Raw genomic sequence first — 26,017 nt, 5'->3', positions numbered from 1 at the left:
TGGTCAGCCTCCCTTGATGAACCCGTTCTTGATCAGCCACGCCTTGGCGACCTCGTGCGGGTCCTCGCCGTCCACGTCGACCTTGCGGTTGAGCTGCTGGGCGACGGTGTTGTTCAGGGCCTTGGTGACCGGGGCGAGGAGCCCGGCGATCTGCGGGTACTTCTTCGTCGTGTCGGCGTTCATCTCGGGCGCCGCGTTGTAGTTCGGGAAGAAGTGCCTGTCGTCGGCCAGCACGGTCAGATTCATCGCCTTGATCCGGCCGTCGGTCGTGTAGACCTCGCCGAAGGTGCAGGCGTCGCCCTGGGCGACCTGGGTGTAGATGACGCCGGCGGACATCTTGCGGATGTTCCCGGCCGGGATGTCCATGCCGTACGCCTTGGCCATGCCGGGGAGGCCGTCGTTGCGGGTGACGAACTCGTTCTCCAGGCACAGGGTGACCGCGCCGGGGTTCTTCTTGAGCAGCGCGGCGAGCTCCGAGAGGGTCTTGACCGGGTACTTCTTCTCGTTGGCGGGGTTCAGCGCCAGTGCGTAGGTGTTGTTGAGGGCGGACTGCGGCAGCCAGACGATGCCGTTCGCCCGGTCCTCGTCGCGCACCGCCGCCCACTGCTTCTGTTCGTCGGCGATCGGCTTCTCATGGCCGAGGTGGGTGATCCAGCCGGTGCCGGTGTACTCGTACATCCCGTCCGCTGCGCCGGTCCGCACCGCCTCGCGGGCGCCGATCGTGCCCTGGATGTTGGTCTTGTCGACGACCGTGGCGCCGGCCGCCTTGAAGACCAGGCCCATGATCTGGCCGAGGATGATGTTCTCGGTGAACTCCTTCGAGGCGACGGTGAGTTGGGCGCCCTTGAGGGGCCGGCCGCGGCCGACCGTGCCGGGTTTGACGTCGTCGGTCATCGGGCTGCCGCTGACCAGTCCGCAGCCGCTCAGTCCGGCCGCGGCGAGCAGCGCACCGGCCAGCGCGACGGCCGCCGCGCGGCGGGGGGAGCGGGATCCGCGGGCCGCCATCAGCTCGCCACCTCCAGGCCGCGCGGCCGCAGCAGCAGCTCGGCGAGCGAGGCCAGCCACTCCACCAGCAGGGCCAGCGCCACCGTCAGCACCGAGCCGAGGATCAGTACGGGCATCCGCTGGGTGATGATGCCGGCCGAGATCAGGTCGCCCAGGCCGCCGCCACCGCCGAAGGTGGCCAGCGTCGCGGTGCCGACGTTCAGCACCAGCGCGGTGCGGACGCCGGCCAGGATCAGCGGTACGGCGAGGGGGAGTTCGACCTTGGTCAGCACGCCCGTGGGGGACATGCCGATGCCGCGGGCGGCCTCGGTCAGCGCCGGGTCGATACCGCGCAGCCCGGCGATGGTGTTGGCCAGGACGGGCAGCACCGCGTAGACGACCATGCCGATGATGGCGGACCGGGCGCCGATACCGAGCCAGATGACCAGCAGGATCAGCAGACCCAGGGCCGGCACCGCCTGGCCCAGGTTGGCGACCGCCAGCGCGAACGGGGTGGCCCGGCGCAGCCTGGCGCGGGTCAGCGCGATGCCCAGCGGGATCGCGATGATCAGTACGAAGAAGGTGGAGTACGCGGTGAGCTGGATCTGCTGGCTCAGCGCGAGCCACACCTTCCCGTGGTCGATCGCCTGGTGGGCGATGGAGTCCAGGGTGGTGTTGCTGAACCAGAGCCAGGTGGCGAGCAGCGCGGCGGCCAGGAAGACCGGCATGAAGGTCCACTTCTGCCAGCTGATCCGGCGCGGGCCGCGGGAGGGCGGCGCGGGCGCCTCCCCGGCCGCGATCTCGCGCTCCTCGATCTCGGTGTTGTCCAGGGAAACCAGGCTGTCCACCTTGCGCTTGCCGGGAGGCAGCCCGTCCTCGCGCGGGCCGTCCGGGTCCGGGGCGTCGCCGGTGCCGCGAGGAGTGTCGCGGGGGGTCTCGTCGGAGGTCATGCCGTGCCCCCCTGGGCGCCGTCCGCGCCGCTCCCGCCGGGACGGTCCTGCTGGTCGGGACGGTCCTGCTCGTCGGGCTCCGGCTCCTGCGCGGCGGCCTCCAGCCGGTCCGCCTCCAGCAGTTCATGGACGTTGTTCATCAGCGTCTCCATGTCCACCACGCCGATGTACTCGCCGCGCCGCCCGGTGACCGCGACCCGCCCGGCGCTGTCGGTCAGCACCGCCTCCAGGGCGTCGCGCAGCGTCGCGTCCCGGGTGACCGTGTCGTGCACCAGGGTGCCGGCGCGGGCCAGCGTCCCCTTGGCGCGCGACAGATCGCCGCGGCGCAGCCATTTGTAGGGGCGGCGGTTCGGGTCGAGCAGCAGCACCTCGTTGGTGGGGCCGGAGCGCAGCAGCGCGACGATGGACTCCAGCGGGTCGTCCATCCCGGCGGTCGGGAAGTCGACGACGCCGACGTCCCGTACGCGGGTCAGGTTGAGCCGCTTGAGGGCGGCGCCGGCGCCCACGAAACCGGAGACGAAGTCGTCCGTGGGGTTGGTGAGGATGGCTTCGGGGGTGTCGAACTGTGCGATGTGCGAGCGCTCGCGGAGGATCGCGATGCGGTCGCCGAGCTTGATCGCCTCGTCGAAGTCGTGGGTGACGAAGCAGATGGTCTTGCGGAGTTCGTGCTGGAGCCGGATCAGCTCGTCCTGGAGGTGGTCGCGGGTGATCGGGTCCACGGCGCCGAACGGCTCGTCCATCAGCAGGACGGGCGGGTCGGCGGCGAGCGCGCGGGCGACGCCGACCCGCTGCTGCTGGCCGCCGGAGAGCTGGCGGGGATAGCGGCCGTGGAACTCGCCCGGGTCCAGGCCGACCAGGTCGAGCATCTCCTCCACCCGGCTGCCGATCTTCGCCTTGGGCCAGCCGATCATCTTCGGCACCAGCGCGATGTTCTGGGCGACCGTCATATGGGGGAAGAGACCGGACTGCTGGATGGCGTAGCCCACCTTGCGGCGCAGTTTGACCGGGTCGATGTCGGTGACGTCCTCGTCGCCGATCCGGATCCGCCCGGACGTCGGCTCGATCAGCCGGTTGATCATCTTGAGGGTGGTGGACTTTCCGCAGCCCGAGGGCCCGACGAAGATCACCAGCTCGCCGGCCTTGATCTCCATGTTGACGTTGTCCACGGCCGGACCGGGACTGCCCGGATAGATCTTGGTCAGATTCTCCAGCTGGATGCCGGCGCCGGAAACGGCTCGCGCGCCGGCCGTCCCGCTGTCTGTCCCGTTGCTCGTCCCGGGCGTCTCAGGCACGGATCCCCCTGGGGATGGTCAGTCGTCCGATCAGGACGTACACGGCGTCGAAGAGAAGGGCGAGGATGACGATTCCGACGGTGCCGGAGAGCACCTGATTGAGCGCGTTGGCGCTGCCCAGCGAGGCGATACCGCGGAAGATCTCATTGCCGAGGCCGGGGCCCGAGGCATACGCGGCGATGGCGGCGATGCCCATCAGCATCTGGGTGGCGACGCGGATACCGGTGAGGATCGGCGGCCAGGCCAGCGGTAGTTCGACCCGGAAGAGCCGGGCGGCCCGCGACATCCCGATGCCCTTGGCGGCGTCGACCAGCGCCGGATCCACCCCGCGCAGCCCGACGATGGCGTTCCGGACGATCGGCAGCAGTCCGTACAGCGTCAGCGCGATGACGGTGGGGGCCACGCCGAGGCCGACGACCGGGATCAGCAGACCGATCAGGGCCAGCGAGGGGATGGTCAGGATCGTGGCGGTCGTGGTGGTGGCCAGGCTGCCGGCCCAGTCGCTGCGGTAGGTGAGCACGCCGAGGACGACGCCCAGCACGGTGGCGATCACCATGCACTGGAACACGGCGCTGGCGTGCTGATACGTATCCGTCAGCAGCTGGGCGTGCCGGTTGCCGACGTACTCCCAGAAGCTCACTCGGTGCTCTCCTCGGGTCAGTCTCCCGCCGCCTGCTTCACCAGCGGGATGATCCGCAATGGAACCGGATTTTCCATCACGATTGCCGTCGAAGCCCGCACGATGCCATCAAAACCCACAACACGATCGATCACACGCTGTAGATCGGCGTTGGACCTGGCGACAAGCCTGCAGAGCATGTCCCCATGTCCGGTCGTTGTATGCAGCTCCAGTACTTCGGGAACGGTCGCCAAGTGGGCGCGGACGTCGCTTCCTTGGCCTTGTTTGATCTCAAGAGTGGCGAACGCGGTCACCGGATAGCCCAGTGCGGCCGGGTCCACGTCCGGCCCGAAGCCCCGGATCACTCCATTCGACTGAAGGCGGTCGAGCCGCGCCTGCACCGTTCCGCGGGCCACTCCCAGCCGCCGGGACGCCTCCAGGACACCGATCCGCGGCTCCCGGGCGAGCAGCTCCAGCAGGGCCCCGTCCAAATGATCGATCGCCATCGCCGGTACCTCCGTTTTCGATGGTCATCATGTACAGATAGCCCGACCGTTCCGCCCGACCGCTATGCATAATGCCCAGTGGATTCACAAACTATTGCGCACCTTGTGGATCGGAGGGACTCTGCGGCCATGGCAGACACCACCCAGCAATCCCAGTCCACACCCGGTACGGCTCGGCAGGCGGACCCCTTCCCGGTCAAGGGGATGGACGCGGTCGTCTTCGCCGTCGGCAACGCCAAGCAGGCCGCGCACTACTACTCCACCGCCTTCGGCATGAAGCGCGTCGCCTACTCCGGACCGGAGAACGGCAGCCGCGAGACCGCGAGTTATGTGCTCGAATCCGGCGGCGCCCGGTTCGTGTTCACCTCCGTCATCAAGCCCATGACGGAGTGGGGCCGCTTCCTGGCCGACCATGTCGCCGCACACGGCGACGGCGTCATCGACCTGGCCATCGAGGTCCCCGACGTGCGCGCCGCGTACGCCTACGCCGTCGAGCACGGCGCGACGGGCCTGGAGGAGCCGTACGACACCAAGGACGAGTACGGCACGGTCGTCCGGGCCGCCATCGCCACCTACGGCCAGACCCGGCACACACTCGTCGAGCGCTCCGGCTACGACGGCCCGTACCTGCCGGGCTTCGTGGCCGCCGGGCCCGTCGTCGAGTCGCCGAAGAAGCGCAACTTCCAGGCCATCGACCACTGCGTCGGCAATGTCGAGCTCGGCATGATGAACGAGTGGGTGGCCTTCTACAACAAGGTCATGGGCTTCACCAACATGAAGGAGTTCGTCGGCGACGACATCGCCACCGAGTACTCGGCGCTGATGTCGAAGGTCGTCGCGGACGGCACCAAGAAGGTCAAGTTCCCGATCAACGAGCCGGCCATCGCCAAGAAGAAGTCGCAGATCGACGAGTACCTGGAGTTCTACGGCGGCCCCGGCGTCCAGCACATCGCCCTCGCGACCAACGACATCGTGACGACGGTCCGTCAGATGCGCGCCGCGGGCGTCGAGTTCCTCGACGTACCCGACTCGTACTACGACACCCTGGGCGAATGGGTCGGCGACACCCGCGTGCCGATCGACGAACTGCGCGAGCTGAAGATCCTCGCCGACCGCGACGAGGACGGCTATCTGCTGCAGATCTTCACCAAGCCGGTCCAGGACCGCCCGACGGTCTTCTTCGAGATGATCGAGCGGCACGGTTCGCTGGGCTTCGGCAAGGGCAACTTCAAGGCCCTCTTCGAAGCGATCGAGCGCGAACAGGAGCGGCGCGGCAACCTCTGACCGCGCTGCACCGCACCGACCGTTCCGTGGGCCGTACACGATCTTCCGTGTACGGCCCTCCGGTGCGAGGCTGAGCCCATGGACCTCATCGCACGTCTGCGCGACGGACTTCCCGAGGACGCGATCCTCACCGACCCCGACGTCACCGGCTCCTACGCCCACGACATGGCCAACTTCTGCGCCGCGGGCACCCCCGCCGTCGTCGTACTGCCGCGTTCCGCCGAGCAGGTTCAGCATGTGATGCGCACGGCGACCGAGCTGCGGGTCCCCGTGGTGCCGCAGGGCGCGCGCACGGGGGTGGCGGGCGCCGCCAACGCCGTCGAGGGCTGCATCGTGCTGTCGCTCGTCAAGATGGACCGGATCCTGGAGATCAACCCCGTCGACCGGATCGCGGTCGTCGAACCCGGCGTGATCAACGCCGTGCTCTCCCGCGCCGTCAACGAACACGGCCTCTACTACCCGCCGGATCCCTCCAGTTGGGAGATGTGCACGATCGGCGGCAACATCGGCACGGCGGCCGGCGGCCTGTGCTGTGTGAAGTACGGGGTCACCGCCGAGTACGTCCTCGGCCTGGACGTCGTGCTCGCCGACGGCCGGCTGCTGACCACCGGCCGGCGCACCGCCAAGGGCGTCGCGGGCTATGACCTCACCCGCCTCTTCGTCGGCTCCGAGGGCAGCCTCGGCGTCGTCGTACGCGCCACCCTCGCCCTGAAGCCCCACCCGCCCCAACAGCTCGCCCTCGTCGCCGAGTTCGACTCGGTGGCCGCGGCGGGCCGGGCCGTCTGCGAGATCATGGCCCACGGCCATGCCCCCTCGCTCCTCGAACTGATGGACCGCACGAGCATCCGCGCCGTCAACGACATGGCGCAGATGGGCCTGCCGGAAACCACCGAGGTGCTGCTGCTGGCCGCCTTCGACACCCCCGACCCGGCCGCCGACCTCGCCGCCGTCGGCGCACTGTGCGAGGCGGCCGGGGCCACCCAGGTCGTCCCCGCCGAGGACGCCGCCCAATCCGACCTGCTGCTCCAGGCCCGCAGGATGAGCTTCGCGGCACTGGAACGCCTCAAGCCCGCCATGCTGATCGACGATGTCTGCGTACCCCGCTCCCGGCTCGCCGCGATGCTCGACGGCACCACCGCCATCGCCGAGAAGTACGACCTGACCATCGGGGTCTGCGCACACGCGGGTGACGGCAACACCCACCCCCTGGTCTGCTTCGACCCGGCCGACGAGGACGAGGAGCGCCGCGCCCGCGAGGCGTTCGACGCCATCATGGCGCTCGGCCTCGAACTGGGCGGCACCATCACCGGCGAGCACGGGGTGGGGGTGCTGAAGAAGGAGTGGCTGGCACGCGAACTGGGGCCGGTGGGTGTGGAGTTGCAGCGCGGGATCAAGGGTGTCTTCGACCCGTTGGGACTGCTCAACCCGGGGAAGCTCTTCTGACCTCGGCCTCGTAAGGTTTCGGCCATGGACAACTTCTTTCCCTGGATAGTGCTGGTGCTCCTCGTCGTCTCGTCGGCGGCCACCGGTGCGGGCGCCTCCCAACGCGCCAAAATGCTGGACCGCCGGATCCAGCGTCTGGAGCGCAAGGTCGACGTACTGCTCACGCACCTCGGCGCCCAGGAGCCGGCGGACCCCGGCATGGCCGAGATCGACGAGCTGCTGCGGAAGGGCAAGAAGATCGAGGCGATCAAGCTGCACCGCGAACTCACCGGCTCCGGCCTCAAGGAGGCCAAGGACGAGGTCGAACGCCGGATGCGCTGACGGCGCCCCGGGCGGAGGATGGCACAAGGGCCCGCCCCGCCCGGGTCCACCGGTCCACCCACGCCCACCCAGGGAGCGATGACCGATGGCAGCGACCGAACCCCGGCACCCGGCGCAACCGACCCCGGTCGCCGACGAGACGTACGACGTCGTGGTCCTGGGCGGCGGCCCCACCGGCGAGAACGTCGCCGACCGGGTGCACGCCGCCGGACTGAGCGCGGTCCTCGTGGAGAGCGAACTGGTCGGCGGCGAATGCTCCTACTGGGCCTGCATGCCCAGCAAGGCCCTGCTGCGCCCGGTCACCGCCCGCGCCGACGCACGCCAGGTCCCGGGCCTGCGCGACGCGGTGGCAGGCCCCCTGGACACCCCCGCCGTCCTCGCCCACCGCGACGCCTTCGCCTCCCACTGGAACGATGACGGGCAGGCGCGCTGGCTGGACGGCGCCGGCATCGACCTGGTGCGCGGACACGGGCGGCTGGCCGGACCCCGCCGGGTGGCCGTCGACGACGGCCGGGTGCTCACCGCGCGGCACGCCGTCGCGGTCTGCACCGGCAGTCGCCCGGTGCTGCCCGACATCCCGGGACTGGCCGCCGCCAAGCCCTGGACCAGCCGCGACGCGACCAGCGCCAAGGAAGTGCCGGGCCGCCTGGTGGTCGTCGGCGGCGGCGTCGTGGGCGTCGAGATGGCCACCGCCTGGCGGGCCCTGGGCGCCTCCGTGACGCTGCTGGTACGCGGTGACGGACTGCTGCCCCGGATGGAGCCGTTCGCCGGCCACCTGGTCGCCGAATCGCTTGCCGAGGCCGGCGCGTTCCTGCGCACCGGCGTAGAGGTCCGCGAGGTACGCCGCGAGGCGCCGGGCGGCCCGGTCACCGTCGTCCTGGCTGCCGGCGACGAGATCGTGGCCGATGAACTCCTGATCGCCACCGGCCGCGCCCCGCGGACCGACGACCTCGGCCTGGAGACCGTCGGCCTGACGCCCGGCGCCTGGCTGGACGTCGACGACAGCCTGCGGGTGCCGGGGGTGACGGGCGGCTGGCTCTACGGCGTCGGCGATGTCAACCACCGCGCCCTCCTGACCCACCAGGGCAAATACCAGGCCCGGATCGCCGGTGCGGCCATCGCCGCCCGCGCCCGGCGGGTGCCGATCCTGGAATCCGACCGCTGGGGAGCGCACACCGCGACCGCGGACACCGCCGCCGTCCCGCAGGTCGTCTTCAGCGACCCCGAGGCCGCCTCGGTCGGCCTGACCGCCGCGCAGGCGGAGCGCGCGGGCTACCGGACCCGCGTCGTCGACCAGGACCTGGGCGCCGTCGCGGGCGCGTCGCTGTACGCCGACGGCTACCGGGGCCGGGCCCGGATGGTCGTCGACCTGGACCGCGAAGTGCTGCTCGGCGCCACCTTCGTCGGCCCGGGAGTGGGCGAGCTGCTGCACTCCGCGACGATCGCGGTCGCCGGCGAGATCCCCGTCGAACGCCTCTGGCACGCGGTGCCCGCCTACCCGACGATCAGCGAGGTGTGGCTGCGGCTGCTGGAGGCGTACCGGGACTAGCGCCGGGGCACCGGCGGTCCGGGCAAGTGGGCGACAGGGGATCGGGGCCGGGGGGAACTCATGCTTTCGGTACGGCTTTTCGGTACGGCTTTTCTGTACGGCGGTCGAGCGGAAACCGCGGGTCGGCCGTCGGCTGCCGTGAGGTCGTCGGCGTGGCGGTGGCCGTGCCCCCGCTACGCCGACGATCTCGCTGACGACTTCCTGGGTGACGAGGCCCTGGCGGCCACGGCGTTACGCCCCGGCCTCCGGGGACTCGTCCGACGGGCAGGGGTCGGCCGGCCACAGGTCGTCGCGCGGCGTCATGGCGAGCAGTTCGCTCAGCCCTTTGTCGATGCCCAGATGCCCCTGCTCGGAGCCCGGGGGCACGACCCGCAGCGTGCGTTCCAGCCACGCCGAGACCGCCGAGGCCGGGGCCTCCAGCAGCGCGTCACCGTCCGGCGAGCTCAGCGCCATACAGACCAGGCTGCGGCCGTCCACCTTGGTCGGCCAGACCCGGACGTCCCCCTGGCCGCACGGCCGGAACACGCCCTCGACGAGCAGTTCGCGGGCGAACGTCCAGTTGACCGGGGAGTCCGAACCGATGTGAAAGGTGACATGGACGGCATAGGGGTCATCCGTCCGGTAGGTCAGTCGGGCCGGCACCGGAATGCTCCGCTCCGGCGACAGGACCAGCCCCAGTTCCAGTTCTCGTTCCACCACGGTGTGCATCAAGTCCGCCTCTCTGTGTCCCTGCGCGGGTGCCCTGAACGGCCCGCACGCAAGAGAGAGGCGCCACCCGCCGGACCCTTACACGACTTCGCACAACTTTTTTCGGGCACCTCTTCCAGGTGGTCGTGGCCGGGGGAGGCAACGAGGCGACCGGGGGTCTGATAGATGTGGACGCCGCCTTGCGGCAGACTGCACCCGACACCCACCAGGCCGAGCACAGATACGGGACTTCGGACATGAGCGCCCCTACCTCAGGATCCGCCGGCGACAGCCCTACGCCAGGCTTCTACCCGGACCCGTCCATCCCCGGCTACATCCGGTACTGGAACGGCGCCGCATGGGTGCCGGGCACCAGCCGCCCGGCGCCGGCCGAGGGCGAGGCGATGCCCGCACCGCCGCCCGGCGTGGCCGCCGTGGCCCCGGCCCCCACCCCGCCCGCCGTCGACGAGACCGGACCGGTCTTCCTGGACGAGGAGGCGGGCGGCGGCACCGGTGTGCCCGCCGCGGGCCGGAGCGGCGAGGGTGACGGCCGGCCCGCCGTCACCAATTGGGACGATCCGGCGCGGCTGCACGGCACCAGCCCGGAGCCGGCCGCCTCCTGGCAGGCGGACGCCTCACGGCAGAGCGGTTTCGGCGAGGCGGACCGGGTGTCCTGGGGCAAGGCCGACCAGGCGCAGCCCGGGACGCCGTCCGGCGCGGCCTCCTGGGGCGCGGTGCCGGCACAGCGCGACGAGCGGTCCGGTGGCCCGGCCGACGGGTCCGGGGCAGGCGGGGCGTCCACCGGGGCGCCCGGGCCGTCGGCCACGACGCCCGCACCCCGCAAGCCGGAGGCTCCGGCCGACGGGACGGTCGCCATCCGCGCCGTCAAGCCCGGCGGGCGCCGGGGCGACGCCGTCGACCAGGGCACCACCGCGATCCGTGCGGTACGGCCAGACGCTGGAGGGGCAGCAGGAGCGGCAGGGGCAGCAGGAGGAGCAGGAGCGGGGGCAGCGGGGCCGGGCGGCGCCGCCAAGGGCAACGAGACGATGGCGATCCGTATCGCGCCGGGCGGTAACCCCGGCCGGTCCGCGGCGCCCGGCAGCAGCGCCCCGCAGGCACTGCCGTCCGTCGGCCCGCAGCAGGGCCGCCCGGCCCAGCAGAACCCGGGCCAGAACCCGGCCCAGAACGCGGGCCGGCCCGCGCCCGCCGCCCAGGCCCCGCAGCCGGCCGCCCCGTCGGCCGGTTTCCCGCCGCAGGGTGGTGCCACCGGTGGCGCGCCGGGCGACGACGGCGTCATCCCCTGGAAGCCGCCGACCGCCGATGCCTTCTCGGCCGCCTTCCAGGCCGAGGAGGGCCGCCCGGCCGGGCTCGGCCGCCGGTTCGCGGCCCGGTTGATCGACACCCTGGTGGTGGCCGCGGCCGCCGCCGCGGTCGCCGTCCCGATGTGGGGCACCGTCACGGACCACATCGACGCCAAGGTCGAGGCGGCCAAGCAGTCGGGCCGCGAGGTGACGGTCTATCTGCTCGACGGCACCACCACCCCGCTGCTCGGCGCCGTACTCGCCGTCCTGCTGATCGGCGGCGGGCTCTACGAGGCGCTGCCGACCGCCAAGTGGGGCCGCACCCTCGGCAAGAAGCTGTGCAAGGTGCGGGTGCTGGACATCGAGAGCCATGACACCCCGGGCCTCGGCGCGGCCATCAAGCGCTGGCTGGTCTACGGCGTGCTCGGGGTGGCGGCCATCGGCGTCGTCAACGCCGTGTGGTGCCTGTTCGACCGCCCGTGGCGGCAGTGCTGGCACGACAAGGTGGCGCGGACGTTCGTCGCCTCCGACTCCGACTGACCGCCGCGCGGCTCGTCGCCCGGGTCCCCCGAACGGACTTCGCCGGATGCGGCGGGCCGCGACAAGCGGTCGACTCGGGCCATGAGCACCGACCAGCCCAGGCCCGGCTCCGGTGAACCGCCGGAGGACGACCCGTTCCTGAAGAAGCCGCAGGAGCCGCCCGAGGAGGGCGCGGGCGGCGAAGGCGGCGGCACTCCCGGTGGCACGCCGCCTCCCGGTGGCACGCCGCCTCCCGGTGGTGCGACGCCTCCCGGTGGCACGCCGCCCCCGCCGCGCTATGAGGGCGGCCCTTACGGCGGCCCGTACGCCGAGAATCCCTACGGCGGGGAGTACGGGGCGGCCGATCCGCTCGCCGGGATGCCGCCGCTCGCCAACCGCGGCCGCCGGCTCGTCGCGCGCATCATCGACGCGATCATCATCACCGTCCCGGTCGGGATCATCATGAGCGCCCTCGTGGGCTGGGTGGACTACACCAGCACCAGCAGCACCCAGACCGGCAAACAGGCGACGGTTTCGGGCGTCACGATGCTGGCGTATCTGATCTACGAGGGGCTGATGCTGACCAGCCGCGGGCAGACCCTCGGCAAGATGGCGATGAAGATCCGGGTGGCGATGCTGTCCAACGGGGCGGTGCCGGCCGGTTCGGCGGGCTGGATCCGGGCCGCGGTCTATACGCTGCCGGAGATCGTGCCGTGCTGCGGCTTTGTGTTCTGGCTGGTCAACGTCCTGTGGTGCACCTGGGACAAGCCGTACCAGCAGTGTCTGCACGACAAGGCCGCCAAGACCGTGGTGGTCTCCACGGCCTGACGCACCAGACGTGCCTGAAGCATCAGACGTACCTGACGCACCCGACGCTTCAGCGCGAGTGCTCGCTGACCCTGGCCCGAGCGGCGGCCGGCCGGGAGACGCGGGGCCGGGGGAGGTGCTCGGCCGGCGGCGGCACGGCACGCAACGGGGCGGGCGCGGCGGGCGACTTGGCGCGTGCGGCCTGGCGGCGGACCACCCGCGACATCCGCGGCATCGGCACCGTCATGGCGACCAGCAGCCCGAGCCCGAGCCCGGCGATGGCGATGACCGCGACCCCGATCCCGGTCTGCGTCTGCGAGAGCAGCAGCATCGCGAGGGTGGAGAGGAAGACGGTGGCCGATCCGTAGACGAGCTGGGTGACAGTCGGACGAGGCATGGCGGGATCCGTCCTCGGAGGGTCGGCAGGTGTGTCGGGCAACGGGTGCCGTCAAAGGCGCGCCATCAAACGAGCCTACGGTCCTTACTTCCCGTGCGGAACGGCAAGTAAGCGTGACCTAACCCACGGTTGTGGTGCACAGGGGGCGCACAACACGGCCGAATTTCGAACAGGCGGCGGTGGAACGCCAGTTGGGGGCGGGGGCGCATGCTCCGATGGCATATCCGCCCCGGCCGTACGACCGGCTTCGTCCGCGGTGTGAGCCCGCACACCCTCGTCCGATAGCCGTAGCACGTGAACCGGGTAACGTACTTCGCTGACGTGCTCAAGTCAAGATCTGTCTTTTCTCCGGCACTTCCGGTCGAATGCCCTCGAACAGTGACCGCGTTCGAAGGGGAGGACAGGCCCAAGTGAGAGAGAAGAGAAGGCTGTTCAGACCGGCCGCCCTGGCCACGGCGATTGCCGCGCTCGGGGCGGCCGCTTTGTCTTCCGGGGTGGCTACGGCCGACGTACGGACCCCGTCGCCCGTAGCGAAGCGCCAGGACCCGGCCCCCGAGCGGGCCGTGGACCACGACCTCAAGGGCCCGTTCAGCGACCGGCAGGAGACGCAGCGCAAGGAAGCGCTCCAGCAGGTCATATCCGGCGACGCCACGGCGACCGAGCGCGGGGGCTCCCAGGTCGTCAAGCTGGGCAAGGGCAAGTACGTCGAGCTGGCCCGGCAGAAGACCGACCGGATCTTCACGATCCTGGCGGACTTCGGCGAGAAGGTCGACGGCACCACGATGTTCGACCCGGACGGCGACGGCCCCAAGCCGCCGGTGAAGAAGTACGGCGGCGACCCGGGCCCGGCGCACAACCAGATAGCCGAGCCGGACCGCAAGACGGACAACAGCACCGCCTGGCAGAAGGACTTCAACCGGCAGCACTTCCAGGACCTCTACTTCTCGCACGACAAGAAGAAGCAGTCGCTGGCCAAGTACTACGAGAAGCAGTCCTCCGGCCGCTACTCCGTCGAGGGCGAGGTCTCCGACTGGGTCAAGGTCGACTGGAACGAGGCCCGTTACGGGTCCAACTACTGCGGCCAGACCAACTGCGCCAACGCCTGGGACCTGATCCGCGACGGCGTCAACCAGTGGGCGAAGGACCAGAAGGCCAAGGGCCGCACCGACGAGCAGATCAAGACCGATCTCGCCAAGTACGACCGGTGGGACCGCTACGACCACGACGGCGACGGCAACTTCAACGAGCCCGACGGCTACATCGACCACTTCCAGATCGTGCACGCCGGCGAGGACGAGTCCGCCGGCGGCGGCGTCCAGAAGACCAACGCCTTGTGGGCGCACCGCTGGTACGCGTACGGCAGCGACGCCGGCAAGACCGGCCCCGCCGACAACAAGGCGGGCGGCACCCAGATCGGTGACACCGGCATCTGGATCGGCGACTACACCATGCAGCCGGAGAACGGCGGGCTCGGCGTCTTCGCCCACGAATACGGCCATGACCTGGGCCTTCCGGACGAGTACGACACCACCGGCACCGGCGAGTCCTCGGTGGACTTCTGGTCGCTGATGTCGGGCGGCTCCTGGCTCGGCCGCGGCAAGGACTCCATCGGCGACCTGCCCGGCGACATGAGCGCCTGGGACAAGCTGCAGCTGGGCTGGCTCAACTACGGCAAGGCGAAGGCCGCGACCAAGTCCTCGCACACGCTGGGCGTCGCGGAGTACAACACCAAGAACAAGCAGGCGGTGGTCGTCGAACTGCCCCCGAAGGCGGTCACGACGGAGATCGTCAAGCCCGCGGAAGGCTCCAAGCAGTGGTGGAGCGACATGGGCAACGACCTGAAGAACACCCTCTCGCGGGCGGTGGACCTCACCGGCAAGTCCAAGGCGTCGCTGACCCTCAAGGGCTGGTGGGACATCGAGAAGGACTACGACTACCTCTACGCCGAGGTCTCCACCGACGGCGGCGCCGACTGGACGCCGCTCGACGGCACCGCCAACGGCAAGGCCATCCCGCGCGACGGCGGCGACAAGCCCGCGCTGACCGGGACGGTGGCCGCCTACCAGGACCTCGTCTACCCGCTGGACGCCTACGCGGGCAAGAAGATCGACCTGCGCTTCCGCTACCAGACCGACGGCGGCGCCGCCCAGAAGGGCTTCGCGGCCGACACCGTGAGCGTCGTCGCCGACGGCAAGCCGCTGTTCAGCGATGACGCGGAGAACGGCGACAACGGCTGGACCAGCAAGGGCTTCTCGCGGATCGGCGCGTCCTTCACCAAGGACTACCCGCAGTACTACATCGCCGAGAACCGCCAGTACGTGTCGTACGACAAGACCCTCAAGGTCGGCCCGTACAACTTCGGTTGGACCACCGACAAGCCGCAGTGGGTCGAGCACTTCCCGTACCAGAACGGCGTGCTGATCTGGCTGTGGGACACCTCGCAGCCGGACAACAACGTCGGCCAGCACCCCGGCTACGGGCAGATCCTCCCGGTCGACGCGCACCCGAAGGCCGAGCGGTGGGCCGACGGCAAGCTGATGCGCAACCGCTTCCAGTCCTACGACTCGACCTTCACCCGCTACCGGACCGACGCGCTGACCCTGCACAAGGACGGCAAGCCGGTCACGATCAAGTCCAAGAAGGGCGTCACGCTCTTCGACGACCGGCACGGCGTCTACTACGACAAGGCGAACCCGACCGGCGCGGTGATCGTTCCTGACACCAACACCCGGATCAAGATCACCAAGGAGGCCACGGACGGCTCCACGGTGGTCCTCCAGGTCGGACCTGCCGGTAAATAAAAAATAAAGTCGCAGGTCAGAAGCTTATCGGCCGTCGCCCCTAGCGGGCGGCGGCCGATTAGCGTTTAGATGCGTTCTACAGTTCCTTGTTGACGCGAAGTCTCACGGGGGAAGAATGACCATGACCAGCGGCGGCTTCATCAGGCTTCCTGGCGGAAGCGTGGTGGTCGCCCTTTCACTGCCCAGACCGGGGCACGGATCGGTGTCGGGACCGTACGACGACGGCGGCTGCCGCGTCCGGGTCCTGGTCCATGCCGTGAACCGGCAGCGCGCCCTGACCAGGCTGCGCAACCACGGCCTGCGCTCCGTCTACCTGCGCGGCAACATGAAGCCGCCCACACCGGACGAGATCACGGCCGTGCTGCACCATCCCGACGGACTGGTGTGGCGCGGTGCTCCGGAGGACGACACCGAGTCCTGGCACCCGATACGGGCCCTGCTCAGGGCCCCGGCGCACAGATCGGGGGCCACCTGCGGCTGAGCGGACGGCGGTGTGGCGGGGCCCCCGGCCCCCCCCCCCCCCCCGGGGGCGCCCCCCCCCCCCCCCCCCCTCCCGGGCCCTGGGGGGGGGCCGGGGGGCCCGGGGGGGGGCCGCCGGGGGGGGGGGGGGGGGGGGGGGGGGGGGCCCCCGCCCCCCCCCCCCACCGCCGTTGTCCGCACCTCAGCCGCCGACCAGCACCGGTTTGCCGGTCAGCTCGGCGCCGGCCGCCCGGAGCTCCTCCAGCGCCCGCTCGGTGGTGTCAGGGGCGACGCCGGCGGTCAGATCCAGCAGGACGTGGGTGCGCAGCCCGGAGCCGAGCGCGTCCAGCGCGGTGGCGCGTACGCAGTGGTCGGTGGCGATGCCGACCACGTCGACCTCGGTGACGTCGCGCTCGCGCAGCCAGTCCGCGAGCGGGGTGCCGTTCTCGTCCCGGCCCTCGAAGCCGCTGTACGCGGCGGTGTGGGCGCCCTTGTCGAAGACCGCGTCGATCGCGCCCGAGGCGACGGCCGGCGCGAAGTTGGGGTGGAAGCTGCTGCCCTCGGTGCCCGCCACACAGTGCGGCGGCCAGGAGTGCACATAGTCGGGGCGGTCGGAGAAGTGGTCGCCCGGGTCGACGTGGTGATCCCTGGTCGCCACGACATGGCGGTAGCAGCCGCCGGCCGCCTGGCCCACCAGATCGGTGATGGCCGCGGCGACATCCGCACCGCCCGCCACCGCGAGGCTGCCGCCCTCACAGAAGTCGTTCTGCACATCGACGACGATCAATGCCCGGTGCATGGTCCGTGCCTTCCGGCTGGGAATGGGGGAGGGGCGCACAGAGGTGGTGTGACCGAGGGTAGCCACTGCGCGGGCGTTGCGGGAGGGGGTTCGGCGGGGCCTGGTCCGGGCTCGGGGCCGGTGACCCCTAAGGGGCGTTCGAACAGAACCCCTAGGGGTTGCGAGGGCCCCCTGCGGGGCCACAACGCGGGGGTCGGGGGCCGGTATTCCCGGGGCTCAGAGGTACTCGGTGGGCAGTACGGGCTCGCCGCGGGAGAGCTGGGTCGCCGAGAGCGGCAGCCCGGCGCGGGCGGCGATGTGCCGGTCGCGGGCGGCGTCCAGCGGCTCGCGGGCCACCACCTCGCCGCCGCGCACCAGCGGCACCAGCAGCTGCCGCCCGGCCAGCGCCTCGGGCACCGGGCCGGTGCCCACCACCTCGGCCTCCGCGACACCGTCCGCGTCCAGCCGCCGGGCCGCCCACTTGCGGCCGCCCACCGACGACTTGGCGCCCATCGACTTCTTCGCGACCGGCCGCAGCGGGGCGGCCGGATCATCGGCGTCACCGCTGTCGGCGCGCGCGACCAGCTTGTAGACCATCGAGCAGGTCGGATGACCGCTGCCGGTCACCAGCTGGGTGCCGACGCCGTACGCGTCCACCGGGGCGGCCGCGAGCGACGCGATGGCGTACTCGTCCAGATCGCTGGTCACGACGATCTTGGTCTTGGTGGCGCCCAGCTCGTCCAGCTGCTGGCGCACCCGGTGGGCGACCAGCAGCAGATCGCCGGAGTCGATCCGTACGGCACCGAGATCGGGGCCCGCCACCTCCACCGCGGTACGGACCGCCTCGGTGACGTCGAAGGTGTCCACGAGCAGGGTGGTGCCGCTGCCGAGGGTGTCGACCTGCGCGGTGAAGGCGTCCCGCTCGGTGTCGTGCAGCAGGGTGAAGGCGTGCGCGCTGGTGCCGACGGTGGGGATGTTGTAGCGGAAGCCGGCCGCCAGGTCGGACGTGCGGTGGAAGCCGCCGACGTACGCGGAGCGGGCCGCGGCCACCGCCGCCAGCTCGTGGGTGCGGCGGGCGCCCATCTCCATCAGCGGCCGGTCGCCCGCCGCCACCGCCATCCGGGAGGCGGCCGCGGCCACCGCCGAGTCGTGGTTGAGGATCGAGAGGATCACCGTCTCCAGGAGGACCGCCTCGGCGAAGGTGCCCTCGACGCGCATGATCGGGGAGCCGGGGAAGTAGACCTCGCCCTCCGGGTAGCCCCAGATGTCGCCGCGGAAGCGGTAGTCGGCCAGCCAGCCGAGGGTCGGCTCGTCGAGGATGCCGCGCTCGCGGAGAAAGCCCAGAATCGTTTCGTCGAAGCGGAAGTTCTCCACCGCGTCCAGCACCCGTCCGGTGCCGGCGACCACGCCGTAGCGGCGGCCCTCGGGCAGCCGGCGGGTGAAGACCTCGAAGACCGAACGCCGGTCCGCGGTCCCGGACCGCAACGCGGCCTGCAGCATGGTGAGTTCGTACTGGTCGGTGAAGAGCGCGGTCGACGGCACGGCCACCGGCAGCCCCAGTAGGTCGGCAACGTTCACTTCGGCATACCTCGCGATTCGATCCATGCGAGCCGCATCGGCACCCGGTGCGGGGCCGGGGCCCGCGGCGGTGGCCGCTGACGACACGACCCCCGGGAGATGCGGCATGAAGATGATGCTACCCCCATTACTCGTCACTTTGACGATTTCCCCCGTCAGGGGCACCTCCGGCGTCCCAACAGCCCCTCCCCGCAAGGGGGCGCGCGGCTCGCCGACGCTCCCGCAGGAGGGGCGTTTGTGCACCGCCCGCCCCCGGGTGGCAGCATGGGGCGTGTGAGCGCCCACCCGTCACCCACGATTACCCTCCGACCGCATCGCTGCACCCTCAGTGTTCCGGTGGAGATCGAGCGTCCAGAGTCGAGCGAGGCACCCTTCGCGGTCCCCGAACCCGACGTCCCGTGGGTCACGATCGTCCACAACGACCCGGTCAATCTCATGAGCTATGTGTCGTACGTCTTCCAGTCGTACTTCGGCTACTCCAAGGACAAGGCGCACCAGCTGATGCTCGACGTTCACCACAAAGGCCGCGCGGTCGTCTCCAGCGGCACCCGCGAGGAAATGGAGCGCGACGTGCAGGCCATGCACGGCTACGGCCTCTGGGCGACCCTTCAGCAGGACCGCTGATGGCCGGCCACTTCGAGTCCCTGCCGGACGGCGGTGCCGCCGTCCCCCTCGACGAGGTCGAGATCTCCATCCTGCGCAGCCTCGCCGTGCAGCTCCTGGAGCTGATCGGGCCGGGTGAGGAACCCGGCGACAGCGAGGCCGAGGACCTGCTCGCCTCGGTCTTCAACGACGGTCCGAGCGAACCGCCCGCCGACCCGGTCCTGGCCCGCCTCTTCCCGGACGCCTACGGCGGCCCCGACCTCGTCCCCGACGACGACGTCCGCGCCGCGTCCGCCGAGTTCCGCCGCTACACCGAGAACGATCTGCGCGCCCGCAAGCGCGACGACGCCCTCGCGCTGGTCCGCGCACTGGACGGGCTGTCGGTCTCGTCGGAGGGCGGCGGTCCGGGCGGCGCGGTGCTGCGGCTGAAGCCCGACGAGTGCCGGCAGTGGCTGGGCGCCCTCAACGACCTCAGGCTGGCCATCGGCACCCGTCTGGAGGTCACCGACGAGGAGGACGGCGGCGAGCTGCTCCGGCTGCCCGACACCGATCCGCGCAAGCCGATGGTGATGGCCTACCTGTGGCTGGGCGGCCTCCAGGAAACCCTCGTCGAATCGCTGATGGACTGAACCGGTCGAGCAGCCGACCGGCCCGCAAATGGTGCGGATCGGTCGGCGTGTTCGCTCAGCGGAGCCTCAAATCCGGATAACGATCACGTCACCACCTCCAGGGGGTTTGGTGGCGTGCGCGCCCTTTGTCCTAATCTGCGTGTGGTTTGCCTCACGGTGGCAGTAGTTGATCTCGTAACAGCCGTGATAGATCTTCACGACCTGCCGTGCGTGACGCCACCCCTGTCACCGCGGGAGCGCTGAGCCGGCCGACCGTCGGCGTGCAGGAACTCCATCCGGGGGGTCGGGACCCGACCCGGACAGGCCGGGTCGGAATGGAGAAAGGCGCACCACTCATGACCTCTGTGCAGGTCGACAAGCAACACGACGGCAACGAGGCCACTGGCACGGCTCCCGAAGAGGGCTACCAGCGGGGTCTGGGAAACCGCCAGATCCAGATGATCGCCATTGGCGGCGCCATCGGTACGGGCCTGTTTCTCGGGGCGGGAAAGGCCATCTCCATGGCCGGTCCGAGCATCATCCTGGCCTACGCCATCGTCGGTCTGGTCATCTTCTTCATCATGCGGGCCCTGGGCGAACTGCTCATGTACCGGCCCGTCTCCGGCTCCTTCTCCGAGTACGGCCGGGAGTTCCTGGGCCCGTTCATCGGCTTTGTGACCGGCTGGACCTACTGGCTCTTCTGGGTCGTCACCGGCATCACGGAAGTGACCGCCGCGGCCACCTATGTGCAGTACTGGAACAAGGGCATACCGCAATGGGCCTCGGCACTCGTCTTCACGTGTGCGCTCTTCGGTATCAACCTGATCTCCGTGAAGATCTTCGGTGAGCTGGAATTCTGGTTCTCGATGGTCAAGGTCACCGCGATCATCGGCATGATCCTGATCGGCCTCGGCGTGATCACCCTCGGCTTCTCCGACGCCGGTGACACCGCCTCCTTCACGAACCTGTGGTCGCACGGCGGCTTCTTCCCCAAGGGCATCGGCGGCACGCTGCTGACGCTGCAGATCGTGATGTTCGCCTTCCTCGCCGTCGAACTCGTCGGCGTCACCGCGGGCGAGGCGACCAACCCGAAGAAGGTCCTGCCCCAGGCCATCAACACCGTGCCGTGGCGGATCGGCCTCTTCTACATCGGCGCGCTCATCATCATCCTGTCCGTCGTCAGCTGGACGGTCTTCGAGCCGGGCGTGAGCCCCTTCGTCGCCGCCTTCCAGAAGATCGGCCTGCCGGCCGGTGCCGGCATCGTCAACTTCGTCGTGCTGACCGCCGCGCTGTCCTCGGCGAACTCCGGTATGTACTCCACCGGCCGGATGCTGCGCGACCTCGCCCTCAACGGGCAGGGCCCGAAGTTCTTCACCAAGCTCAGCAAGAACGGCCTGCCCACCTGGGGCACCGGCGTCTCGGTCGCGATGATGCTGTTCGGCGTCTACATCAACTACCAGTGGCCGGGCGAGGCGTTCAACTACGTCGTCTCGTTCGCGACCATCTCCGGTATGTGGGCCTGGATCGTGATCCTCGCCTCCCAGCTGCGCTACCGGGCCAAGGCGAACCGCGGTGAGCTGCCGCAGTCCGAGTTCAAGGCCCCCGGCGCCCCGTACACCTCGATCTTCGCGCTGGCCTTCATCGGCATGGTGATCGTGATGATGGGCGTCGACAAGGATGCCCGGATCTCGCTCTACGCGGCCCCCGTGTGGGCGCTCATCCTGGCCGTGGGCTACCTCTGCATCCAGCGGCGGGACGCCAAGGCGCTGTCGGCCCCGAAGGACGCCCCCGCAGCGGGCAAGAAGGGCTGAGACACCGCTCCGGCAGGACGGGCGCAACGCCCGGCTGTCCAGCATGCGGGCCCGTGCGTACCACCTTTCGGTACGCACGGGCCCTCTGCTTATTCTTGGCCGCATGCTGACCCTCACCAAGGCCCTCTACGACCAGATCGTCGAGCACTCCCGCAAGGACCACCCCGACGAGGCCTGCGGCGTGGTCGCGGGCCCGGCCGGCAGCGGCCGCCCCGAGCGGTTCATCCCGATGCTGAACGCCGCCCGCTCGCCCACGTTCTACGAATTCGACTCCGCCGACCTGCTCCGGCTCTACCGCGAGATGGACGACCTGGACGAGGAGCCGGTGATCATCTACCACTCGCACACCGCCACCGAGGCATACCCGTCCCGTACGGACATCTCGTACGCGAACGAGCCCGGCGCGCACTACGTCCTGGTGTCCACCGCCGACACGGACGATGCCGGCCCCTTCCAGTTCCGCTCCTTCCGTATCGTCGACGGAGTGGTGACCGAGGAAGATGTCGAGGTGGTGGCGGAGTACGCCTGACCTGCGGATTTCCGTAGAGGCCGCGCTTTTCCGGTGCGGCCCCGGGCGGCCGCGTCCCAACTGGCGTACACCAACCGTCCGCATCATGGGACGAGGTTCCAATACCCGGACCGGGAATCGATACGATGACCGCATGGTTGACCACGACGTGATGGAGAAGAGGCAGAGCATGCAGACGCACGCTCCGCTCGCCACGCGTCGCTCCGCATCCGCCCTCCTGGGCGCCTTCGGCTGCGGAACCGCCCGGCTGCACATCGACCTGTGCCGCCTCTCCAGCGCCATCTGTCCGCGCTGCGCCGCCGCCTGAGCCCCGACGCACGGGCGCGTCGCCCGCCGGTCCGCACCCCGCACCACCGCGTCATCCGACGCTCCCGCACCGCTGCACCACCGCCGTGCACACGGACGTACACCACTCCGCCACCGCACTCCGACAGGAGCCCTCACATGGCCATCGAGGTCCGAATCCCCACCATCCTGCGCACCTACACCGACGGCCAGAAGGCCGTCGAGGGCAGCGGCGCGACGCTCGCCGACCTCTTCACCGACCTGGAGAGCCGGCACACCGGCATCCGCGAGCGCCTGGTCGACGGCGAGCAGCTGCGCCGCTTCGTGAACGTCTACCTCAACGACGAGGACGTGCGCTTCCTGGCGGGCATCTCCACCGAGCTCGCCGACGGCGACAACGTCACGATCCTGCCCGCCGTGGCAGGGGGAATGGTCTAACCGTGCGGTACGACTCCCCGCTGGCGGCGGTCGGGAACACGCCACTCGTCCGCCTCCCGCGCCTCTCGCCCTCCGACGACGTCCGCATCTGGGCGAAGCTGGAGGACCGCAACCCCACGGGATCGGTCAAGGACCGGCCCGCGCTGTACATGATCGAGCAGGCGGAGAAGGACGGCCGGCTCACCCCCGGCTGCACCATCCTCGAACCGACCAGCGGCAACACCGGCATCTCTCTGGCCATGGCGGCCAAGCTCAAGGGCTACCGCATCGTGTGCGTGATGCCGGAGAACACCTCGTCCGAGCGGCGGGAACTGCTCGCGATGTGGGGCGCGGAGATCATCTCCTCGCCCGCGGCCGGCGGCTCCAACACGGCCGTACGCGTCGCCAAGGAGCTCGCCGCCGAGCACCCCGACTGGGTGATGCTCTACCAGTACGGCAACCCGGACAACGCCGGTGCGCACTACGCCACCACCGGCCCCGAGATCCTCGCCGACCTCCCCTCCATCACCCACTTCGTGGCCGGTCTGGGCACCACCGGCACGCTGATGGGCGTCGGCCGCTATCTGCGCGAGCACACCCCCGGTGTGCAGATCGTCGCCGCCGAACCGCGCTACGACGACGTCGTCTACGGCCTGCGCAACCTCGACGAGGGCTTCATCCCCGAGCTCTACGACGAGTCCGTACTGACCACCCGCTTCTCGGTCGGCTCCGAGGACGCGATCCGCCGCACCCGCGAACTCCTCGCCGAGGAAGGCATCTTCGCGGGCATCTCCACCGGCGCCGCCCTGCACGCGGCGATCGGCGTCGGCAAGAAGGCGGTTCGCGCCGGGCAGAGCGCCGACATCGTCTTCGTCGTCGCCGACGGCGGCTGGAAGTACCTCTCCACCGGCGTCTACACCGCCGAGTCCACGGAAGCGGCCATCGAGACGCTGCACGGACAGCTGTGGGCCTAGGGAGCGTCGCCCCGTAGGCCGTCCGGCCTGACACCGAACATGCTCGCCGTCGTGGTGCCACACCGCGGCGGCGGGATTGTTTCGGCAGCGCGCCGCCGACGTGGGCGGGCCGCGGCTGTCGCACGGCTGTGCGCCCGGCGACAGCCGGACTGGTGATTCCGCCCACAGCTCGCCCCGCTGGAGCAGCCACACGACCTTTTGCGCCTTACGCTCGTGGGCACCGTACAGAGCACCGGGGCCCCGCCGTGGCCCGAGACCGCACCCAGCCGGCCAGGACCCGCCGAGACCGCCGCCCCCGCCCACGGAGGTTCACGCCCGCATGAAGCTCACCGTCGTCGGATGCTCCGGGTCCTTCCCTTCCACGGAATCGGCCTGCTCGAGCTACCTCCTGGAGGCCGACGGCTTCAGGCTGCTCATCGACATGGGCAACGGCGCCCTCGGCGAGCTGCAGCGGCACAGCGGTCTCTACGACCTGGACGCCGTGCTCCTCTCCCATCTGCACGCCGACCACTGCATCGACCTGTGCGGCTACTTCGTGGTGCGCTACTACCGGCCGGACGGCGGGCGCTGCGGGCCGATGCCCGTCTACGGGCCGTCCGGGACCGAGCGCCGGCTGACCGTCGCACACGCGGATCTGCCGTACGACGGGGCGATGAGCGAGGTCTTCGACTTCCGTACGCTGACGGCCGGCACCTTCACCATCGGGCCGTTCACGATCCGTACGGAACTGGTGAGCCACCCGGTGGAGTCCTACGGCTTCCGCATCGAGCACGGGGGCAGCTCGCTGACGTACTCCGGGGACACCGGGCCCTGCGAGGCGCTGGACACGCTGGCCGCCGGCACCGACTTCTTCCTGTGCGAGGCGTCCTTCACCCACGGCAAGGAAGACATCCCCGACCTGCACCTCAACGGCCGGGAAGCCGGCGAGCACGCCCGCCGGGCCGGTGCGGGCCGCCTGGTGCTGACCCACATCCCGCCCTGGACCGACCCGGACGTCAGTCTCCGGGACGCGCAGAAGGTCTACGACGGGCCGGTGGAGGTCGCCAAGGCGGGGGCGTCGTACGAGATCTGAGACCGCGCATGACGAGCGGTGCATGACGCGCGGTGCATGACGACCGGTGTACGACGGAGGGCCCCGGAACCGATGGAGGTTCCGGGGCCCTTCGCGCGTACGGGGATCCGTCCGGCTTACGCCTTCGTCAGGTCCTCGATCTCCTCCTCGGGCTCGCGGCCCGGGGTGGGGAGGTTGAACTTGGTGATCGCGAAGCGGAAGAGCAGGTAGTAGACCGCCGCGAAGGCCAGACCGATCGGGATGATCATCCACGGCTTGGTGGCCAGGTTCCAGTTCAGCGCGTAGTCGATGAAGCCCGCGGAGAACGTGAAGCCGTCGTGTACGCCCAGGGCCCAGGTGATGGCCATCGAGAGGGCGGTCAGCACCGCGTGGATCGCGTACAGCACCGGGGCGATGAACATGAACGAGAACTCGATCGGCTCGGTGATACCGCAGACGAAGGAGGTCAGCGCGAGCGAGATCATCATGCCGAGGACGGCCTTGCGGCGCTCGGGGCGTGCGCAGTGCGCGATGGCCAGCGCGGCGGCCGGCAGGCCGAACATCATGATCGGGAAGAAGCCCGACATGAACTGTCCGGCGGACGGGTCGCCGGCGAAGAAGCGGCCGATGTCGCCGTGCGCGACCTTGCCGGCGGCGTCGGTGAAGTCACCGAGCTGGAACCAGGAGACGGTGTTCACGAACTGGTGCATACCGATGGGGATCAGTGCACGGTTGATCAGGCCGAACAGACCCGCGCCACCGGCGCCGAGGCCGGTCATCCACTCGCCGAAGCTGGAGATGCCGCTGCCGATCGGCTCCCAGACCAGGGTGAAGAGCACACCCACGCCGGTGCCGACGAAGGCCATGATGATCGGGACGAGCCGGCGGCCGTTGAAGAAGCCCAGCCAGTCCACCAGCTTCTTGCGGTGGTAGCGCTGCCACAGGACCGCGGCGAGCAGGCCCATGATGATGCCGCCGAGGACACCGGGGTTGTTGACGACGGGCTCGACCCACTCGCCGGCCGCCTTGTCGAAGTGGCCTTCCTTGACGGGGAAGGCCTTGAGGACGTTGCTGTAGACGAGGAAGCCGACGAGGGCGGCCAGCGCCGTGGAGCCGTCGGCCTTCTTGGCGAAGCCGATGGCGACGCCTATGCAGAAGAGCAGCGGCAGATTGTCGAAGACCGCGCCACCGGCGGCGGCGAAGACCTTGCTGACATCGATCCAGCCCAGGCCGTCCTTGCCGAACACGTCCGGCTGGCCGAGGCGGTTGAGGATGCCCGCGGCGGGCAGGACGGCGATCGGCAGCTGGAGGCTGCGGCCGATCTTCTGCAGGCCCTGGAACAGGCCGGAGCCCCGCTTCTTCGCGGGGGCCGCTTTGGCGGCGGCAGTGGCCGAACTCATCGGATTCCTCCTGGTGAGGCGGGCACTCGGAAGGGGGACGGCCCGCTTGTTGGTCTAAACCACT

26 protein-coding genes are annotated in these 26,017 nt (G+C 70.2%); 16 read left to right on the top strand and 10 right to left on the bottom strand.

Annotated features, from left to right (window positions below):
• Positions 1-3 precede the first annotated feature (3 nt).
• Genes FCH28_RS12340 through FCH28_RS12320 form a run of 5 tightly spaced genes read right to left on the bottom strand, consistent with a single transcriptional unit; the run spans position 4 to position 4,351 of the window.
• Positions 4-1,005: a glycine betaine ABC transporter substrate-binding protein gene (locus FCH28_RS12340; RefSeq protein ID WP_136739848.1), complete on the bottom strand. Its 1,002-nt coding sequence runs from the start codon at positions 1,003-1,005 to the stop codon at positions 4-6.
• Positions 1,005-1,934 (bottom strand): ABC transporter permease, encoded by a 930-nt coding sequence (locus FCH28_RS12335; protein WP_169314125.1) that lies wholly within the window; start codon positions 1,932-1,934, stop codon positions 1,005-1,007. Before FCH28_RS12335 ends, FCH28_RS12340 begins: the two co-directional genes overlap by 1 nt.
• On the bottom strand, positions 1,931-3,226 hold the full coding sequence (locus FCH28_RS12330) for a betaine/proline/choline family ABC transporter ATP-binding protein (RefSeq protein ID WP_136739847.1): 1,296 nt from the start codon (positions 3,224-3,226) through the stop codon (positions 1,931-1,933). The genes FCH28_RS12335 and FCH28_RS12330 overlap by 4 nt, the downstream gene beginning before the upstream one ends.
• Positions 3,219-3,866, bottom strand: coding sequence for an ABC transporter permease (locus FCH28_RS12325; RefSeq protein ID WP_136739846.1), 648 nt, complete (start codon positions 3,864-3,866; stop codon positions 3,219-3,221). The genes FCH28_RS12330 and FCH28_RS12325 overlap by 8 nt, the downstream gene beginning before the upstream one ends.
• A gap of 17 nt (positions 3,867-3,883) precedes the next feature.
• A complete protein-coding gene (locus FCH28_RS12320; protein ID WP_136739845.1) occupies positions 3,884-4,351 on the bottom strand; it encodes an Lrp/AsnC family transcriptional regulator in 468 nt (155 codons plus the stop codon).
• Between the two features lie 129 nt (positions 4,352-4,480).
• On the opposite strand from FCH28_RS12320, the gene hppD reads away from it, so the two are divergent.
• The 4 genes from hppD to FCH28_RS12300 all read left to right on the top strand — a co-directional run bounded on the left by hppD (position 4,481) and on the right by FCH28_RS12300 (position 8,948).
• On the top strand, positions 4,481-5,635 hold the full coding sequence (hppD, locus tag FCH28_RS12315) for a 4-hydroxyphenylpyruvate dioxygenase (RefSeq protein WP_136739844.1): 1,155 nt from the start codon (positions 4,481-4,483) through the stop codon (positions 5,633-5,635).
• A 78-nt stretch (positions 5,636-5,713) separates the two neighbouring features.
• Positions 5,714-7,078: an FAD-binding oxidoreductase gene (locus tag FCH28_RS12310; protein WP_136739843.1), complete on the top strand. Its 1,365-nt coding sequence runs from the start codon at positions 5,714-5,716 to the stop codon at positions 7,076-7,078.
• Between the two features lie 24 nt (positions 7,079-7,102).
• Positions 7,103-7,399: a ribosomal protein L7/L12 gene (locus FCH28_RS12305; protein ID WP_136739842.1), complete on the top strand. Its 297-nt coding sequence runs from the start codon at positions 7,103-7,105 to the stop codon at positions 7,397-7,399.
• Between the two features lie 85 nt (positions 7,400-7,484).
• Entirely contained in the window at positions 7,485-8,948 is a 1,464-nt protein-coding gene (locus FCH28_RS12300; RefSeq protein WP_136739841.1) for a dihydrolipoyl dehydrogenase family protein, read from the top strand.
• 231 nt (positions 8,949-9,179) lie between these two features.
• Here FCH28_RS12300 and FCH28_RS12295 read toward each other — a convergent pair whose 3' ends face one another.
• A complete protein-coding gene (locus tag FCH28_RS12295; RefSeq protein WP_136739840.1) occupies positions 9,180-9,656 on the bottom strand; it encodes an SsgA family sporulation/cell division regulator in 477 nt (158 codons plus the stop codon).
• Positions 9,657-9,892: 236 nt separating this feature from the next.
• On the opposite strand from FCH28_RS12295, the gene FCH28_RS12290 reads away from it, so the two are divergent.
• Positions 9,893-11,476: an RDD family protein gene (locus FCH28_RS12290; RefSeq protein WP_136739839.1), complete on the top strand. Its 1,584-nt coding sequence runs from the start codon at positions 9,893-9,895 to the stop codon at positions 11,474-11,476.
• Positions 11,477-11,557: 81 nt separating this feature from the next.
• Positions 11,558-12,283 (top strand): RDD family protein, encoded by a 726-nt coding sequence (locus FCH28_RS12285; protein WP_136739838.1) that lies wholly within the window; start codon positions 11,558-11,560, stop codon positions 12,281-12,283.
• Positions 12,284-12,332: 49 nt separating this feature from the next.
• Here FCH28_RS12285 and FCH28_RS12280 read toward each other — a convergent pair whose 3' ends face one another.
• On the bottom strand, positions 12,333-12,659 hold the full coding sequence (locus FCH28_RS12280) for a hypothetical protein (RefSeq protein WP_136739837.1): 327 nt from the start codon (positions 12,657-12,659) through the stop codon (positions 12,333-12,335).
• A 410-nt stretch (positions 12,660-13,069) separates the two neighbouring features.
• On the opposite strand from FCH28_RS12280, the gene FCH28_RS12275 reads away from it, so the two are divergent.
• Both FCH28_RS12275 and FCH28_RS12270 read left to right on the top strand, forming a co-directional pair.
• A complete protein-coding gene (locus FCH28_RS12275) occupies positions 13,070-15,460 on the top strand; it encodes an immune inhibitor A domain-containing protein (protein ID WP_136739836.1) in 2,391 nt (796 codons plus the stop codon).
• A 121-nt stretch (positions 15,461-15,581) separates the two neighbouring features.
• Positions 15,582-15,941 carry a hypothetical protein gene (locus FCH28_RS12270; protein WP_281289695.1) on the top strand — a complete coding sequence of 120 codons (360 nt, stop codon included), beginning with the start codon at positions 15,582-15,584 and terminating at the stop codon, positions 15,939-15,941.
• Between the two features lie 180 nt (positions 15,942-16,121).
• On the opposite strand, the gene FCH28_RS12265 is transcribed toward FCH28_RS12270, so the two are convergent.
• Positions 16,122-16,718, bottom strand: a complete 597-nt coding sequence (locus tag FCH28_RS12265; RefSeq protein WP_136739834.1) for an isochorismatase family protein — start codon at positions 16,716-16,718, stop codon at positions 16,122-16,124.
• 216 nt (positions 16,719-16,934) lie between these two features.
• Positions 16,935-18,275 (bottom strand): nicotinate phosphoribosyltransferase, encoded by a 1,341-nt coding sequence (locus FCH28_RS12260; RefSeq protein WP_136739833.1) that lies wholly within the window; start codon positions 18,273-18,275, stop codon positions 16,935-16,937.
• Positions 18,276-18,611: 336 nt separating this feature from the next.
• Between FCH28_RS12260 and clpS the strand changes: the two genes are divergently transcribed.
• The 8 genes from clpS to FCH28_RS12220 all read left to right on the top strand — a co-directional run bounded on the left by clpS (position 18,612) and on the right by FCH28_RS12220 (position 24,574).
• The gene (clpS, locus tag FCH28_RS12255; protein ID WP_187363816.1) at positions 18,612-18,899 is read left to right on the top strand and encodes an ATP-dependent Clp protease adapter ClpS; all 288 of its coding nucleotides are present in this window, start codon (positions 18,612-18,614) and stop codon (positions 18,897-18,899) included.
• Positions 18,899-19,507: a DUF2017 domain-containing protein gene (locus FCH28_RS12250; protein ID WP_136739831.1), complete on the top strand. Its 609-nt coding sequence runs from the start codon at positions 18,899-18,901 to the stop codon at positions 19,505-19,507. The genes clpS and FCH28_RS12250 overlap by 1 nt, the downstream gene beginning before the upstream one ends.
• A 335-nt stretch (positions 19,508-19,842) precedes the next feature.
• A complete protein-coding gene (locus FCH28_RS12245; protein ID WP_136739830.1) occupies positions 19,843-21,297 on the top strand; it encodes an amino acid permease in 1,455 nt (484 codons plus the stop codon).
• Positions 21,298-21,400: 103 nt separating this feature from the next.
• Complete coding sequence (locus tag FCH28_RS12240) at positions 21,401-21,826, top strand: M67 family metallopeptidase (protein WP_136739829.1); 426 nt, start codon at positions 21,401-21,403, stop codon at positions 21,824-21,826.
• A gap of 133 nt (positions 21,827-21,959) precedes the next feature.
• A complete protein-coding gene (locus tag FCH28_RS12235; RefSeq protein WP_342781610.1) occupies positions 21,960-22,133 on the top strand; it encodes a putative leader peptide in 174 nt (57 codons plus the stop codon).
• A gap of 137 nt (positions 22,134-22,270) precedes the next feature.
• A complete protein-coding gene (locus tag FCH28_RS12230) occupies positions 22,271-22,549 on the top strand; it encodes a MoaD/ThiS family protein (RefSeq protein WP_136739827.1) in 279 nt (92 codons plus the stop codon).
• Between the two features lie 2 nt (positions 22,550-22,551).
• The gene (locus tag FCH28_RS12225) at positions 22,552-23,502 is read left to right on the top strand and encodes a PLP-dependent cysteine synthase family protein (protein ID WP_136739826.1); all 951 of its coding nucleotides are present in this window, start codon (positions 22,552-22,554) and stop codon (positions 23,500-23,502) included.
• Positions 23,503-23,821: 319 nt separating this feature from the next.
• Positions 23,822-24,574, top strand: a complete 753-nt coding sequence (locus tag FCH28_RS12220) for an MBL fold metallo-hydrolase (protein WP_136739825.1) — start codon at positions 23,822-23,824, stop codon at positions 24,572-24,574.
• A 116-nt stretch (positions 24,575-24,690) separates the two neighbouring features.
• Here the strand turns inward: FCH28_RS12220 and FCH28_RS12215 are convergent, their stop codons facing one another.
• Positions 24,691-25,953, bottom strand: coding sequence for a PTS transporter subunit EIIC (locus FCH28_RS12215; protein WP_136739824.1), 1,263 nt, complete (start codon positions 25,951-25,953; stop codon positions 24,691-24,693).
• Positions 25,954-26,017 lie beyond the last annotated feature (64 nt).

It is taken from the genome of Streptomyces piniterrae, from assembly GCF_005048155.1.
GTDB lineage: Bacteria > Actinomycetota > Actinomycetes > Streptomycetales > Streptomycetaceae > Streptomyces > Streptomyces piniterrae.
The sequence above is the reverse complement of the archived record's forward strand: the minus strand, read 5'-3'. Positions and strand labels throughout refer to the sequence as shown.

What these genes read in the sequence shown, in the direction of transcription:
- FCH28_RS12320 (WP_136739845.1), bottom strand. Translation starts at nt 4,351, where the DNA reads ATGGCGATCGATCATTTGGACGGGGCCCTGCTGGAGCTGCTCGCCCGG.
- FCH28_RS12240 (WP_136739829.1), top strand. Translation starts at nt 21,401, where the DNA reads ATGCTGACCCTCACCAAGGCCCTCTACGACCAGATCGTCGAGCACTCC.
- FCH28_RS12310 (WP_136739843.1), top strand. Translation starts at nt 5,714, where the DNA reads ATGGACCTCATCGCACGTCTGCGCGACGGACTTCCCGAGGACGCGATC.
- FCH28_RS12215 (WP_136739824.1), bottom strand. Translation starts at nt 25,953, where the DNA reads ATGAGTTCGGCCACTGCCGCCGCCAAAGCGGCCCCCGCGAAGAAGCGG.
- FCH28_RS12220 (WP_136739825.1), top strand. Translation starts at nt 23,822, where the DNA reads ATGAAGCTCACCGTCGTCGGATGCTCCGGGTCCTTCCCTTCCACGGAA.
- FCH28_RS12295 (WP_136739840.1), bottom strand. Translation starts at nt 9,656, where the DNA reads ATGCACACCGTGGTGGAACGAGAACTGGAACTGGGGCTGGTCCTGTCG.
- FCH28_RS12300 (WP_136739841.1), top strand. Translation starts at nt 7,485, where the DNA reads ATGGCAGCGACCGAACCCCGGCACCCGGCGCAACCGACCCCGGTCGCC.
- FCH28_RS12270 (WP_281289695.1), top strand. Translation starts at nt 15,582, where the DNA reads ATGACCAGCGGCGGCTTCATCAGGCTTCCTGGCGGAAGCGTGGTGGTC.
- FCH28_RS12290 (WP_136739839.1), top strand. Translation starts at nt 9,893, where the DNA reads ATGAGCGCCCCTACCTCAGGATCCGCCGGCGACAGCCCTACGCCAGGC.
- FCH28_RS12285 (WP_136739838.1), top strand. Translation starts at nt 11,558, where the DNA reads ATGAGCACCGACCAGCCCAGGCCCGGCTCCGGTGAACCGCCGGAGGAC.
- hppD (WP_136739844.1), top strand. Translation starts at nt 4,481, where the DNA reads ATGGCAGACACCACCCAGCAATCCCAGTCCACACCCGGTACGGCTCGG.
- FCH28_RS12265 (WP_136739834.1), bottom strand. Translation starts at nt 16,718, where the DNA reads ATGCACCGGGCATTGATCGTCGTCGATGTGCAGAACGACTTCTGTGAG.
- FCH28_RS12305 (WP_136739842.1), top strand. Translation starts at nt 7,103, where the DNA reads ATGGACAACTTCTTTCCCTGGATAGTGCTGGTGCTCCTCGTCGTCTCG.
- FCH28_RS12250 (WP_136739831.1), top strand. Translation starts at nt 18,899, where the DNA reads ATGGCCGGCCACTTCGAGTCCCTGCCGGACGGCGGTGCCGCCGTCCCC.
- FCH28_RS12245 (WP_136739830.1), top strand. Translation starts at nt 19,843, where the DNA reads ATGACCTCTGTGCAGGTCGACAAGCAACACGACGGCAACGAGGCCACT.
- FCH28_RS12335 (WP_169314125.1), bottom strand. Translation starts at nt 1,934, where the DNA reads ATGACCTCCGACGAGACCCCCCGCGACACTCCTCGCGGCACCGGCGAC.
- FCH28_RS12235 (WP_342781610.1), top strand. Translation starts at nt 21,960, where the DNA reads ATGGTTGACCACGACGTGATGGAGAAGAGGCAGAGCATGCAGACGCAC.
- FCH28_RS12280 (WP_136739837.1), bottom strand. Translation starts at nt 12,659, where the DNA reads ATGCCTCGTCCGACTGTCACCCAGCTCGTCTACGGATCGGCCACCGTC.
- FCH28_RS12230 (WP_136739827.1), top strand. Translation starts at nt 22,271, where the DNA reads ATGGCCATCGAGGTCCGAATCCCCACCATCCTGCGCACCTACACCGAC.
- FCH28_RS12340 (WP_136739848.1), bottom strand. Translation starts at nt 1,005, where the DNA reads ATGGCGGCCCGCGGATCCCGCTCCCCCCGCCGCGCGGCGGCCGTCGCG.